This window comes from Microbulbifer bruguierae (genome assembly GCF_029869925.1).
GTDB lineage: Bacteria > Pseudomonadota > Gammaproteobacteria > Pseudomonadales > Cellvibrionaceae > Microbulbifer > Microbulbifer bruguierae.
Genome location: NZ_CP118605.1, coordinates 2,080,374 through 2,093,571, shown reverse-complemented (window position 1 = coordinate 2,093,571; position 13,198 = coordinate 2,080,374). Strand labels below are relative to the sequence as shown.

The following is a 13,198-nucleotide window of genomic DNA, read 5'->3' as shown; positions in this document are numbered from 1 at the left end:
ACCGTGCCTGCGGTGCCCGTCTGTGCCGCGCCGATTTTTCCGATCTTCACTTTTGCCTGGGCAATTCTGTGCTGCCCGCAAATTCCAACCTATTTCCGGCTGGCGGTAACACGTGTGCCGGATTGTGTGCGGGCGTTTGCCTGCACCCGATCTTCCCAGGAGCAAAACCATGAACAGATCCATCAATCGCCGGGAGTTTCTCGCCATGACCTGTGCCGCCCTCGCCGCCACCGCAGCTGGCCTTACCCAAGCAGGCTCGCCGATGCAGGCCCAGGTGCGAGGAGTGCAGCTGTACACCGTACGCGCCCTGATGGAGAAAAGTGTTTCGGCCACATTAAAGGCGCTGGCGGGAATCGGTTATCAGCAGGTGGAGTTTGCCGGTTACTTTGAAGAAAAGCCCGCGGAACTGCGCAAAATTCTCCTGGGAGAAGGGCTGATTTCTCCGGCTGCACACCTGCAACTGTCGCAGTTACGGGAAGGGCTCCAGCAGCATTTGGATGCGGCGGCAGAAGTGGGGCATCAGTTCCTGGTATTACCGTGGATCGGAGAAAGTGAGCGTAGCGAAGATGGTTACAAGCGCCTGGCGGACGATCTCAACCGCTGGGGCGAACTGTGCCGCAGCGCGGGTCTGCGTATGGCTTATCACAATCACGATTTCGAATTTGTCACCAGCAATGATTTCGAGCCGTATCAGTGGCTGCTGGATAACACCGACCCGGCGCTGGTGAGTTTTGAGATGGATCTGTTCTGGCTGCGCAAGGCGCAGCGGGATCCACTGGATTATTTCCGTAAACATCCGGGCCGTTTCCCGCTCTGGCACGTCAAAGATATGGACGTTGCCGGAAATATGGTGGATGTCGGTGCGGGAATCATTGATTTCAAGCAGTTCCTTGCCGCAGCAGATCAATCCGGCTATCGGTTTGGTTTTGTGGAACATGATCAACCCAAGGATCCACTGGCCTCCGTCACCGCAAGTTTCACTACAGCGCGGAGTTGGAACAGGGGGTGATGCCCCGAATACCCGCAACCTAAGGGGCATCATTTAGCCAAATAAATAATAAAAACGGGCAATGCGATGAACAGAAGAACCCTACTCAAACAACTGGCACTGGCCACCGGCGGTCTCGCTCTGTTACCGGTTGGCGAATTCGCCCAGGCGCGTGTGCTCGCGGCCTACGACGAATTACAGGTGACTGCCAGCCAGCAGATGTTGCTAAAAAAACTCGTGGATACCCTGATTCCATCCACAGAGCTGAACGGCGAATGGCTCAAGGGCGCAGCCGAGCTGGATGTGCAGGATTTCGTGCTGGTGATGGCTAACGACTGCCTGAGCCGTGTCGATCAGATTAAGTTTATCGCCGGAATGCGATTGTTCGATGACTTTCCCTCTGGCGTTGGCCGCACTGGAGCAGGGCGGCCGCGCTTCAGCGAGCTGGACCGCGCCAACAGCGAGCGTGCACTGGCAGATATCTGGGGTCACAGCGACCCAGAAAATCAGGCAGTGCAGGTGGTGCAGTATTTTCTCAACACCAGCAAGTGGTACACGATACAGGGATACCTCAACTCCGAATACGTCATGACTGAACTGATGCCCTACCAGCTGGTCCCGGGGCCGGTGTTCGATGGCGATAAAAAAATTGATCCGGACGCGAAGGTGAATATCCATGGCTGACCTGAATATCAAAAGCGTACATAGCAACAGCTACGGCGCCATCGTGATTGGCTCGGGAATGAGTGGCGGTTATGCGGCAAAAGACCTGTGTGAAAAAGGGGTAAAAACGCTGGTACTGGAGCGGGGGCGCAGCGTTGTCCACAACCGGGATTACCCCACTACGACCATGATGCCGTGGGAGTTCAAGCATCGCGGCGAAATACCCGAAGATATTCAACGGGAAAATCCCATTGCCAGTCGCTGTTACGCGTTCAAGGAAGACGCTGCGCACTTTTTCGTGAAGGATAATGAGCACCCGTATATTCAGGAAAAACCCTTCGACTGGATTCGTGGCTACCAGACCGGAGGCAAATCCCTGATGTGGGCGCGGCAGGTACAGCGCTGGAGCGATCTCGATTTCGAGGGCCCGGCGCGGGACGGCTTTGCGGTGGACTGGCCCATCCGCTACAAGGATCTGGCCCCCTGGTACAGCAAGGTGGAACAGTTTGTCGGTGTGGCCGGTTTTCGCGATGGTATTCCCCACCTGCCGGACGGTGAATTCCTGCCGGGCATCGAGCTGACCGCAGCGGAAAAGCATTTCAAATCCGTGGTAGAAGGCAAATACGAAAACCGTTATGTGATCAGCGGGCGCTGCGCGCACATCACCGGCAATAGGGAATATTACGCAAAGCAGGGCCGTACCATCTGCCAGCAGCGGGTTATGTGCCAGCGGGGTTGCCCGTTCGGAGGCTATTTCAGCGCGAACTCGGCAACGCTGCCCTGGGCCGCGCGCACCGGCAATCTCACCCTCCGAAATGATTCCGTGGTCCACTCGATTATTTACGATGAGAAAAAACAGAAAGCCACCGGTGTGCGCGTCATCGACGCCCGCAGTAAGGAGATGAGCGAATACTACGCGCCGCTGATCTTCGTCAACGCCAGCGCGCTGAATACCAACCTGATCCTTCTCAACTCCACTTCATCCCGTTTTCCCGATGGCCTCGGCAACGACAACGGCCTGCTCGGGAAATATGTAAGCTTCCACAACTACCGCGGCCGGATGACCGCAGAATACGATGGCCTCAAGGCATTCAAAACCCACGGTCGCCGCCCCACCAGTGGCTATATCCCACGCTTTCGCAACCTGCACAAACAGGAAACCGATTTCCTGCGCGGCTACGCTGCCGGTGTCGACAGCACCCGGCCGGTAGATGTCAATTACGATGGCGTGGGCGAACAGCTCGTTGCCAATATGATGAACCCGTCCTACGGGCCGTGGCACATCAACTCCCATATGATGGGCGAATGCATTCCCCGCGAGCACAACCAGGTCACCCTAGATTCTCAACAGAAGGACGAATGGGGCATGCCAATTCTTCGGGTAAATGTGGGCTACGACGATAACGATGAAAAAATGATTCGTGACTATCAACAGCAGGTCGCGGAAATGTTCGACGCTGCCGGCTTTACCAATATCCAGGTAGACGATGACCACCGCGCACCCGGCCTCGATATTCACGAAATGGGCGGCGTACGCATGGGGCACGACCCGAAAACCTCCCTGCTCAATAAACACAACCAGCTCCACGCCTGTAAAAACGTCTACGTCACTGACGGCGCCTGCATGACCTCCACGGGTACCCAGAATCCGTCATTGACCTATATGGTGTTCGCGGCACGGGCAGTGGACCATGCATTGTCACAGTTGAGCTGACGTTTTCTGTTTCAAAGGAATACAAAATTTTTAGTGAGGGACTTTCTATGAATGTGAATATGTGGACTTTTTTGACGATATGCGTGGTGGTGTCAACGGTGTTTGCTATGTTTGTGATCTATCTGGGCCACAAAAGAGCCATGAAACAGCTGGAAATAGAGGCGCTGAAGCAGGGTAAGTGTGAGCCTACCTGAGTGATTCTGTTGCGCTAAAGCCAGTGGGTCAGGGAGCGCTGGGTTGGCCATCTTGAGCGCAACCCTTGTCCCCATCCGCCAGCGGCATGACCTGGATTTCGGCGATTTCCAGCTCCAGACTGCCTGTAGTGCCGATGGAGAACGGCGAGATTATTTTTGAAAGATCTGCGCCGCTCTGGCTCAGGCAGTTCAGCGGCACCGGCAACAGGAACCACTGGTCGAGTGGGGCCTTGTTGAGGATGTGGCCTATCTGAACCTCGCCGCCGCAATTCTCGCCACAGTTCATGGCGAGCTTGACTTCACTTTTGCTGCGCTTTTTGACTTTCAGTGCCACGGACAGCTCCGCGGCATTTTCATATCCGGACAGGTCTATCTCGCGTCCGCTGATGGCTGCGCTGCCCCAGGAAGAATTTTTACTCCACTGGATATTTACCGCGTCGTTTTCGCTCTGGAAGCTGGTGGGTACTATGCGGATCTTTTTCTGTGCAGACTGGCCGTCATTGCCGGCCAGGGGCTGCCACCAGTTGTCCGGGTCGCTCAATACCCAGGCCCATTTTTCCGGTGTGTCGCCCGCGCTGAAATAGACGTAGTTGGGGTTGGGCGTTTCCGCGGCTAGCGTGAGAGCGGGAGTAAGCAGTAGGGCTGCGATCAGCATAAGCTGCTTGCTGCGTGGGTGACGTTCAGAGGTGTTGTAGAGTTGGCTCGTCATGGTTTTTATCCGTTTTATAATTTTTCCAGAGAAAAGGGTAATGCCGGCAGGTTGGCCGAGTTGTACAGGTTGACTTCCGGATAATCCGCCCAGGCATATTTGATTGCGCTGGGCTTTGCTATATCGTCGTGCCATACCACGACGGTGCTGCCCTCAATTTTCGCGTTTGCGAGCCGGTAGTTGCCCTGGCTGTCCGCAAGAATAAATCCTTTTACCGATTCACCATCTTTGAGTCGCAGTCCCTCACCGGTATGTGCAAACCGGATAATTACACGGTTGTTTTTCAACTGGTGTGACTGGTAGGTAGGGCCACGGCTGAGAATGTCTTCACCGTAGCTCACGCGTTTTGCCTCGCCCCACAGACGCGCCGCCACATCCTGCTTGTTGCGCGGGTGAATGTCGTAGATATCGCCGATATCGATGGCGGTGGCCATGCCGGTTTTGGGCAACGTCAGGGTACGGCTCTGCATCTCCCGTAGCAGTGCCCAGTTGCTGTCCGGTTGCGGGTTTTTCGGTTGCAGAAACGCGGCCAGTTGTACGAACAGGAAGGGCAACTCCTGTTGCCACTGGTTGCGCCAGTCCTGAATCAGGGCACTGAACAGGTCGTGGTACTGCGCGGCTTCGCCCACATTGCTTTCACCCTGGTACCAGATGGCTCCGCGAATACCGTAGCCCTGGATCGGGTGGATCATGCTGTTGTACAGGAAGGTGGGTTTGTGTTCGTAGCGGATATGTTCCGGTATTGGCGCTTCCACCTGGTTGCTGTACTGCCAGCCGCTGCTCAGGTCCAGTCTGGTGTCGCCGAGTTGTAGCCAGAGTTGATCCGGACGGCCCACATAGGGTTTGTTGTGCCAGCTGTTGCCGACGCGCAGCGCGATCAGGTTGCGGCCTTTTTTCAGCAGGTCAGCCGGAATTTCATAGCGGGCGCCCTGGGCCTGGGAATCTTCCTCCGCCAGTAAATGTTCATTGATCCAGACGAACGCCTCCTGCTGCAGGTCGCCGAGCTCCAGTACGGCCTTGCTGGGTATTTCATTGAGATCGAATTCATGGCGCAACCAGGCCAGATGCTCGAATTCCGCAGGCAGTGTCTGTTCGCTCCAGCTGGCGGTGGAGTAGTCGAAACGGTAGGCGCCCGCCTTCAGCGCATCTTGTTTGCTGGTGAGCCGCTGGTATTTTTCTTCGGCGTTGCGCTGGTTGCGGTTAAAACGCGCGGGCCAGTCGGTACCCGGCTGAAACAGTGCCTCGGTGCGTTCGCGATAGGCGGGCAACTGCAACAGTGCCTCTTTGCTCATCCAGGCTTCCGCCGGTGTGCCGCCCCAGTTGTTGTCAATGATACCGACCGCAACGTCTTTCTCCAGATGATTTTTCTGTGCGAACAGGTAGGCGACCGCGGAAAATTCCGCGGCGTTTTCCGGGGTGGCTTTTTTCCATTCGCCGCCATTCAACGTCGCTTGCGGTGTCGCGGCGATTTCACTGGGCACATCGAAGAACCGGATTAGAGGATAATCGGCGGAAGCAATGATCTTGTCGGAATCATTGATCTTCCAGCTCAGTTTCCACTCCATATTGGACTGGCCGCCGGCGAGCCACACATCGCCGAAGTAGACATCGCGAATCGCCGCCTCGCCGTCGCCACTCAGGGAGAGCGTATAGGGGCCGCCGGCCTTTTGCGCGGGAATGGTTATCCGCCACTGGCCATCGCTGTCGCTGCGTACGGTATAGCGGTGGTCGTTCAGCGCCAGATGAATATCGGTATCCGCATAGGCGGTTCCCCAGATGGCAACCGGCTGATTCCGTTGCAGTACCATGTGGTCGGAGAAAATTTTGGCCGGCTGGATCTCGGCGATTGCACCGAAGCTGAGGATCAGCAGCACAAAAGCTGTCAATGCGGAAACGGCGATGGAGGGGCGGGCTGTTGTCACGGTTGGTTTTTTCCGGTGAGTTTGAGTTATCACACCTGAGCGGCGCCATTCTGTGTGCGTTCCAGATCCGGCATCCGCTCCGCCTGTGCGGCAACGAAGCGCAAAATATCCTGGAAGAATTCGATCTGCTGTGTATCCGGCACCAGGTCGGCCAGTGGATGGTAGCTCTCGGGCATCAATCCACAGCCGGCAAACAGTGCCTGCCAGGCGGGTTCGTCGAAAGGTTCGTGTTCCTCCAGCGGAATATTTCCACGGGTTTTGAACAGATCGATCTTGTCGGCGAGGGGTTGCGGAATTGGTGCCCCGGCGCAGTGGCGCCAGAAGGGTTCGGGGCGCTGGTTCAGCAGATAGCCCGCCAGCTGGAAATCCCGCAGTCGCTCCACATGGCTGTAGAGCCGGGAGTTGTAGAGTTCGCGTTCGATTTCATAATCCTGATTGCCATGGGCCGGGAACAGGGAGAGCAGATAGGAAAGCGAAGTGTGCAGCACCTGCATCTGCAATCCCTGTAGCGGGTCCAGACTCGCTGCCGATGTGCCCACCGCGACACAATTGCCACGCCACGGCTTTGATCGCACACCGATGTTGAGTGTGCGTATCTGCGGTTGGATTAATTTTCTGGCGGTCATGCGTTGAACGGTCTGCAATATCTGCTCGGAACTCGCGGATTGTGAGTCGAATGGCACCAGTACTCCGGTGCGCGCAGCGAGCGGATAGAGTCCCATCCAGCCACAGGAAAGCGCGACAATCTGGTTGAGCGCCGGTTGGGGGCGCAGGCGCGGCATGGAGGCGACCAGTGCGCGGTCACAGGGAAACCAGTTATTCCAGGATTCGAAATTGTCCTGGTCCAGGCTGCCCTTGCTCAATCTGTCGATCAGCTCGCCAGTTCCGCTGGCATCGATAAACAGGTCGGCGTGTATCGATTCCCCGTTGTCGAGTAGCACGGATTGAATGCCGCCATCGCCGATACTGGCGGTCTTCACCTCAGAGATCCGGTGCGTCACGCCGGCATCCAGTGCGAGCCGCGCGATTCCTTTTACGTAGGCCGGTGCTGACAGGTTGTAGGCGTAAGTGGTGCCACTGAACGCGCCACCGGCAAAGTGGTGGATATCGTTGTTCAGTCGCAGCATCTTGCCCCTTCGCGCAGCGGCAGCGGCGAGCGAAAACTCGTCCAGATCGGTATTGAGCCCGCGCTGGCGCGCGCGATTCCAGTAGTGAAAAAAGGGCAGGCGATCGATACTGGCACCGGTATTGTCGTACAGCTGGAAACGGCCGGAATTGTGATCTCTCCAGCCGGCATAGAAGTAGCCCAGAGAGGGGGTTCCGCCGCTACTTTCAACAACATTGCTTTCTGACAAACCCAGTAATTGATGCAGCAATCGTTGCGTGGGCAGGGTAGTGATGACGTCCTGGGGCAGGGTATGGGAGGGCAGTTCCACCAGTGTTATCGTCAGTGGTTGCTCGCCGTTTTCCAGGTACTGTTTTCCCAGCGCTTTTCGCAATAGCAGCGCAGTTAGCCAGGCATCGCTGTCGCGGCCGATGATGGCAACGGATCGGATAGGGGAGGACTGGCTCATGCGTGCATCTCCTCCGCCGGCATCGAATTCAATTGCTGCACAAATTCTGCGCTTGATGGCATGGCCGCGATCTGTCGGCGAATGGTCTGCTCCAGCGAGCTCAGGGTCTGCGCGGCTTTGTGCGGATCGACCTGGTTGGCGAGTGGTTCGACCTGCCGGGGTTTAAGGCCCTGGCCCATGAATACACTCAGCCAGCTCGGTGGCGCAAACAGACCGTGCCGGTACTGTTCGATAAAGCCGCGCTTGCGGAAGGCTTCGATGCGCAGGCGCAGCTCATCGGGTATCGACATCGACTGGCAATGGCGCCACAGTTCCGAGTCTGTACGCGGGTTTAAATGATAATGGAGAATAATAAAATCCCGCGCGCGCTCGTATTCCAGATTCAGCAAGCGGTTGAATTCACGCGCCAGTTGCGGCTGTAGCGATTTTCCTGGCAAAAGTTTCAGGAAATTCACGATCGCTGCCTGAATTAAATAAATACTGGTGGATTCCAGTGGTTCCAGAAAACCCGCAGCAAGCCCGACGGCGATACAGTTTTTATGCCAGGAACAGGCGCGCTTGCCCGCCTCGAAACGGATAATGCGCGGGTCGCCAATGGCCGGTGTCTTTAGGCTGGAAGCCAGGGAGTCCGCCGCCTCGTCGTCGCCAATCAGGCTGCTCTGGTACACAAAGCCGTTGCCGCAGCGGTGTTGCAGCGGAATACGCCACTGCCAGCCCGCGGGCTGCGCGGTGGAGCGGGTCACCGGCGGCAGGTCTGCGTCGCGTGCGCTGGGCATGGCGACGGCGCTGTCGCAGGGCAGCCAGTGCTTCCAGCTCTGATAGGCGACGCCGAGTGTCTGTCCAAGCAGCAGGGAGCGGAAGCCGGAGCAGTCGATAAAATAATCGGCGCTGATCTGCTGGCCGGACTCGAGGTGCAGCGTCTGTATATCACCGCTGTGCGGATCTTGACTGACGTTGTGAATACGCCCCTCGATACGCCGTACGCCACGCTGCTCGGCATAGTCGCGCAGATAGCGCGCATAGAGCCCGGCGTCGAAATGATAGGCGTAGGCGTAACTGGATTCGATGGGATCAAGCGCAGATCCGGCACTGGCCTTTGGATAGTCAAATTTTCCCGCGCGGCACATCTGCACCGCCAGGGAGTACGCTTCCAGCGGGGGTAATTGCTGCGACAACCCCGCATTTTCCCGCAACGCAGAATCGGAAAAAAATCGCAGCCACTGCTGATGGAAGTCCGTGCCGGCGATGGGCTGACCGAAGGTGCCGAACGGATGAATGTAGGAGGTACCTGGTTTGCCCCAGCCCTGAAACTCGATACCGAGTTTGAAGGTCGCCCGGGTCTGTTGCAGCATTTCCGTTTCCGGGATGCCGAGCCGATCGTTGAATTCCTTGATGGCCGGAATCGTGGCTTCACCGACACCCACGGTACCGATGGCTTCCGATTCCACAAGGATCAGTTCACAGATTTTATCTGTGGCGATGCCCGCCAGTGCAGCGGCGGTCATCCAGCCGGCGGTACCGCCGCCGACAATGGCTATTTTTATTTTGTCTGCCATTTTTTCGTTTCGTGTTTTATTTACTGCGTTTTTATCACAAAAAATACTGAGCCGCGAAAACGCCACAGCTCAGCATTTTTATGTCCGGGCGCGGCAGCGGAACGGCCTGCCTGCGGTGCCGGTGATCAGAACTGGAAGCGCAGTCCCAGCGTATAGCGGCGGTCGTTGATGAACCAGGAGTTCGGCATCCGGGTACCGCCATCCTCCACATTGGAAACCTGCTGGGTCATCACGGTTTCCTCGTTCAGGAGGTTGCTGGCCTGGAAGGCAATATCCAGGTTGTCGGTAAGGCTGTACGCGACGGAACCGTCCAGTGATCCGAAGGCTTCCGTCCATACCGGGTAGGCCACACAGCAATCGATGGCAGTGACCATATACTCGTCGCGCCAGCTGTAAGCCAAACGCGCCTGCCAGTCGCCATATTCGTACATGCCCACCAGGTTGTACGCATTGTCACTGAGCCCTTCCAGGCGGTTGACGCTGATGGTATCCGGAGCCTGGGCGGTAACCGTGGTGCTTTCCGCACCCTGCGCCTGCACACCGGTATTGGTGATACCCTGGTTGTCGATAAAGGTATAGTTGGCCTGTACGCCGAGACCATTAAACGGTTCCGGCAGGAAGTCGAAGAAACGCTGGAAGGCAAATTCGAAGCCTTTGATCTCAGCGCCATCGCCGTTCAGTGGTCGGTTGACTTCTACCGTGCGGGTTACCCCGTTGTTGGTGAATTCGACATTCTGATTGCCGATCTGGATGTAGTTGTCGAACTGTTTGTGGAACAGGGTAAGGGTCATGGAACCCACGTCGGCAAAGTAGTACTCCAGCGCCAGGTCAAACTGGGTCGCCTCGATGGGGGAAAGATACGGATTCTGCGCGCCGCTGGTGTAGCGCACATTGGCACCGACAATTTCTCCTTCGGCATTTTTCACCCACAGAGGGTCACCGGGATTATCGGTATCCGGCAGGGTTTCACCGATGCCGGTGTAGTAGCGCAGGTTGCCGATATCCGGCCGCGCCATGGCTTTGGAGGCGGCGAAGCGCAGCAGGACTTCTTCCGTCAGGTCGAACTTGATATTGAAGCTCGGCAGCAGATTGTGGTGGGTTTTCTTGCTGCTACCGGTCTGGCTGGCGCCATTCATGAAGGCGACATCGTCCATGGACAGGTAACAACCCAACGTGAAGGGAATTGGCGGTTGTGGCTGTCCCTCAGGTGCGGTTACCGGGGCGCAGCCCAGGTTCTGGCGAGTCGGGTCGGAAATGCGCTCGCCGGTTTCTGGATCGAGGGTGAAAAAGTATTCATCACCCAGGCGCGCATAGTCGGTACCACCGTCTGCACTATTGATGGTTTTCACGTAGCGCAGACCAAAGTTACCGGAGACCGGTACGCCAAACAGCTCGGCGTCTGAGCCACCAAAGTTGAACTGGATATAGGCGGCCTGGGTTTCCTCGTTGACGTCAGCAATTTCCGAGGGGGTAAAGCAGGTTCCCTCGACTTCGCCGCTGCGATCGCCGGTATTGGAACAGATCGGGTCCCAGCCGACGCCGCCGGTCAGACCGAGCGCGCCGGCACCGAGCGCATTGGCCATGGCCTGTCGATTGGAGATCAGATCCATATTGGCAAAAACGAACTGGTTGAAATTGATATCGTGATAATTCGACGTGCCCAGAGAGCGTACGCCGTAGAAGTCCAGCGGATAGCCGGTGAAACCAGGTTGACCGCCGGCACCATTGGCGGGTTCGTGCCGGTCGAGGTTGTAATAGGCCGACTGGTTGTTGGTCCAGTCGTTGGCAACGTTCTGCCAGTTATACCCACTCCAGCGCACCTGCTGGTCGCGCTCCGCCCAGCGCACGCCGGTTTTGATGGATTCCATCCAGCCGTTGTCGATATCAAACTCAAAGTCACCGCGCAGCGCGAGCTGGTCGCCCTCGCTGTCTTCCACATGGTCCATGATGGAGTGGATACGGTAGTTGTTGGGATTGGCCCAGTTGCCCTCGGAAAGATTGACGTTGGTGGGATCGAGCAGCTGTATCGCCGGGCGTTTGCCGGTCAGGTCCAGGGCGAGATCCGCGTAAGACGCAAAGCCGGTTTCGATATCGTAGTTTTCTACCTTGGAGTCCACGTACTGTATGTCGAATTGCGAGCGCACGCGGTCGGTGATGGCCCATTTGACGTTGGTGGCAAAGTCCTGGGTCATGTTCTTGTTAATGCTGTAGCGCGTGCCGGTATTCATGTTGATGCCCCGCTGGTCGGCGGGCGTACAGCCGGCCCAGTCGTAGCAGGGGTTCACCAATGGTTGCCCGGCTGCGTTGGTGGCATAACCCATGGCCTCGGCATCATTGCCGCCCCACCAGCCGAGGCCGGTAACCATGGTGCCCTGCTGGAACAGACCATTTGAATCGAAGGTGAATGCTTCGGTACCCGGCGCAGGCCGCGGTATACCGCTATTGCCGGCGTCGACTTCGAACAGCACACTCTGGGAATAGGACAAATCCGCCGGTGAAGCCTGGACGATATATTCCTCCATGGCATTTTCATACTCGGAGCGGTTGTACTGGGTGGTGACCACCACGGTCTCATCGAGATTCTGGAACTGGAATGCCAGTGCGCCGCCTTGACGTTCGCGGTCGTAACTGGTTTCCCGCATGTTGATACCGGCAGGGATGTAGTAGAGGCTGTCCTCTTCGTAGACATCGCGGAAGCGGTTCATGCGGAACAGCTGGTTGCCCTCGGTATTGGTGTGGACGTCAGAATAGGCAACATTGGCGAGAACACCAAATTCCCCAACTCCGGTCTGCCAGCGGGTGCTGTACAGGCCCGAGGCCTCGGGAGTCACATCGCCGGAGAGGTCGCCGTAGTTGCTGCTTACGGTAAACGCAACCAGGTCGTCGTCCTGGTCGAAGGGGACCCGGGTGCGCAAATTCACGGTGCCGGCAATACCACCTTCGACCAGTTCCGCCATCTGGTTTTTATAGGTGTCCACGCCGCCCATCAGTTCCGGTGATACATCGCCCCAACTGAGACCGCGCGAGGAGTTGGCGCTGAAAGAGTCGCGCCCGTTCAATTCGTTGCGCACCTGGTTCAGTCCGCGCACCACCACGCCAGAAGGTTCCGCGGAGAAGTGTGCGGTATCCGAAGAGGCGGCAAATCGGTTCACGGTAATACCGGCCACCCGCTGCAGCGCTTCCGCCACGGATTTATCCGGGAAGGAGCCCAGGTCCTTGGCGGTGATAGAGTCCACCACCGTCGGGGCGTGGCGCTTGATGTCCTGGGCGTTTTCCAGGGACATGCGCATGCCCTGAACCACCACTTCCTCAATGGCTGCGTTTTCCTCTTCCGGTTTTTCTGTCGACTGACTTTCCTGTGCACTCGCCATTACGCTACTCAACACCAGTAGTGGGGAGGCGAATGAAATAAGTCCGGCCCTTGTGCCGGGCAAACGGATACGTTTCATGTTATTGATCCTCTCATCTTATTGTTGGTACTACCCGGTTTTCCCACCCGGGTTGCGAAACAACCGTGTGGAAGTCGTTGTTGCTGACCGCAACGAAATTTGAACGAGCGCGGATTCGCGTAATTAACGGATATCGGGAAAAGACACAGGAAAAGGCGCGGGAAAGAATGCAGGGATGATATGGGTGCGGCCGCACCGAAGCGGTTGTGGGGCACGTCGGTGCACACGCGGCTGCGCGCAGGATGCACGGCTGCTGGCTGGGTGGCATTCATCGCTAAACGGCTCGTTATTGTTATTGGTGTTGTTCATCAACGTGTTGTAGTAGCAAGCGTTAGAACGATTGTTACTACAACACGTTTTTATCTCGTCGCTGGCTTCGCCTTACCCTGAACCGGGATTTTCTTTACGGAGCCGGAGGGCCCAGCGAGC

8 protein-coding genes are annotated in these 13,198 nt (G+C 57.0%); 3 read left to right on the top strand and 5 right to left on the bottom strand.

Annotated features, from left to right (window positions below; all coding sequences use genetic code 11):
• The first annotated feature begins 169 nt into the window (after nucleotides 1-169).
• The 3 genes from PVT68_RS08860 to PVT68_RS08850 all read left to right on the top strand — a co-directional run bounded on the left by PVT68_RS08860 (nucleotide 170) and on the right by PVT68_RS08850 (nucleotide 3,365).
• Nucleotides 170-1,009, top strand: a complete 840-nt coding sequence (locus PVT68_RS08860; protein ID WP_280322376.1) for a sugar phosphate isomerase/epimerase family protein — start codon at nucleotides 170-172, stop codon at nucleotides 1,007-1,009.
• A gap of 66 nt (nucleotides 1,010-1,075) precedes the next feature.
• The gene (locus PVT68_RS08855) at nucleotides 1,076-1,672 is read left to right on the top strand and encodes a gluconate 2-dehydrogenase subunit 3 family protein (protein WP_280322375.1); all 597 of its coding nucleotides are present in this window, start codon (nucleotides 1,076-1,078) and stop codon (nucleotides 1,670-1,672) included.
• Nucleotides 1,665-3,365, top strand: coding sequence for a GMC family oxidoreductase (locus PVT68_RS08850; protein ID WP_280322374.1), 1,701 nt, complete (start codon nucleotides 1,665-1,667; stop codon nucleotides 3,363-3,365). Before PVT68_RS08855 ends, PVT68_RS08850 begins: the two co-directional genes overlap by 8 nt.
• A 222-nt stretch (nucleotides 3,366-3,587) precedes the next feature.
• Here the strand turns inward: PVT68_RS08850 and PVT68_RS08845 are convergent, their stop codons facing one another.
• The 5 genes from PVT68_RS08845 to PVT68_RS08825 all read right to left on the bottom strand — a co-directional run bounded on the left by PVT68_RS08845 (nucleotide 3,588) and on the right by PVT68_RS08825 (nucleotide 12,769).
• The gene (locus tag PVT68_RS08845) at nucleotides 3,588-4,268 is read right to left on the bottom strand and encodes a putative glycoside hydrolase (RefSeq protein WP_280322373.1); all 681 of its coding nucleotides are present in this window, start codon (nucleotides 4,266-4,268) and stop codon (nucleotides 3,588-3,590) included.
• A 14-nt stretch (nucleotides 4,269-4,282) separates the two neighbouring features.
• Nucleotides 4,283-6,190, bottom strand: a complete 1,908-nt coding sequence (locus tag PVT68_RS08840) for a sialate O-acetylesterase (RefSeq protein WP_280322372.1) — start codon at nucleotides 6,188-6,190, stop codon at nucleotides 4,283-4,285.
• A gap of 29 nt (nucleotides 6,191-6,219) precedes the next feature.
• Nucleotides 6,220-7,764 carry a tryptophan 7-halogenase gene (locus PVT68_RS08835; protein ID WP_280322371.1) on the bottom strand — a complete coding sequence of 515 codons (1,545 nt, stop codon included), beginning with the start codon at nucleotides 7,762-7,764 and terminating at the stop codon, nucleotides 6,220-6,222.
• Entirely contained in the window at nucleotides 7,761-9,320 is a 1,560-nt protein-coding gene (locus PVT68_RS08830) for a tryptophan halogenase family protein (RefSeq protein WP_280322370.1), read from the bottom strand. The genes PVT68_RS08835 and PVT68_RS08830 overlap by 4 nt, the downstream gene beginning before the upstream one ends.
• A gap of 125 nt (nucleotides 9,321-9,445) precedes the next feature.
• Nucleotides 9,446-12,769: a TonB-dependent receptor gene (locus tag PVT68_RS08825; protein WP_280322369.1), complete on the bottom strand. Its 3,324-nt coding sequence runs from the start codon at nucleotides 12,767-12,769 to the stop codon at nucleotides 9,446-9,448.
• Nucleotides 12,770-13,198: the final 429 nt, after the last annotated feature.

Bases quoted from the DNA above. Each gene is read 5' to 3' on its own strand.
- PVT68_RS08855 (WP_280322375.1), top strand. From the start codon at position 1,076: ATGAACAGAAGAACCCTACTCAAACAACTGGCACTGGCCACCGGCGGT.
- PVT68_RS08830 (WP_280322370.1), bottom strand. From the start codon at position 9,320: ATGGCAGACAAAATAAAAATAGCCATTGTCGGCGGCGGTACCGCCGGC.
- PVT68_RS08835 (WP_280322371.1), bottom strand. From the start codon at position 7,764: ATGAGCCAGTCCTCCCCTATCCGATCCGTTGCCATCATCGGCCGCGAC.
- PVT68_RS08845 (WP_280322373.1), bottom strand. From the start codon at position 4,268: ATGACGAGCCAACTCTACAACACCTCTGAACGTCACCCACGCAGCAAG.
- PVT68_RS08850 (WP_280322374.1), top strand. From the start codon at position 1,665: ATGGCTGACCTGAATATCAAAAGCGTACATAGCAACAGCTACGGCGCC.
- PVT68_RS08860 (WP_280322376.1), top strand. From the start codon at position 170: ATGAACAGATCCATCAATCGCCGGGAGTTTCTCGCCATGACCTGTGCC.
- PVT68_RS08825 (WP_280322369.1), bottom strand. From the start codon at position 12,769: ATGAAACGTATCCGTTTGCCCGGCACAAGGGCCGGACTTATTTCATTC.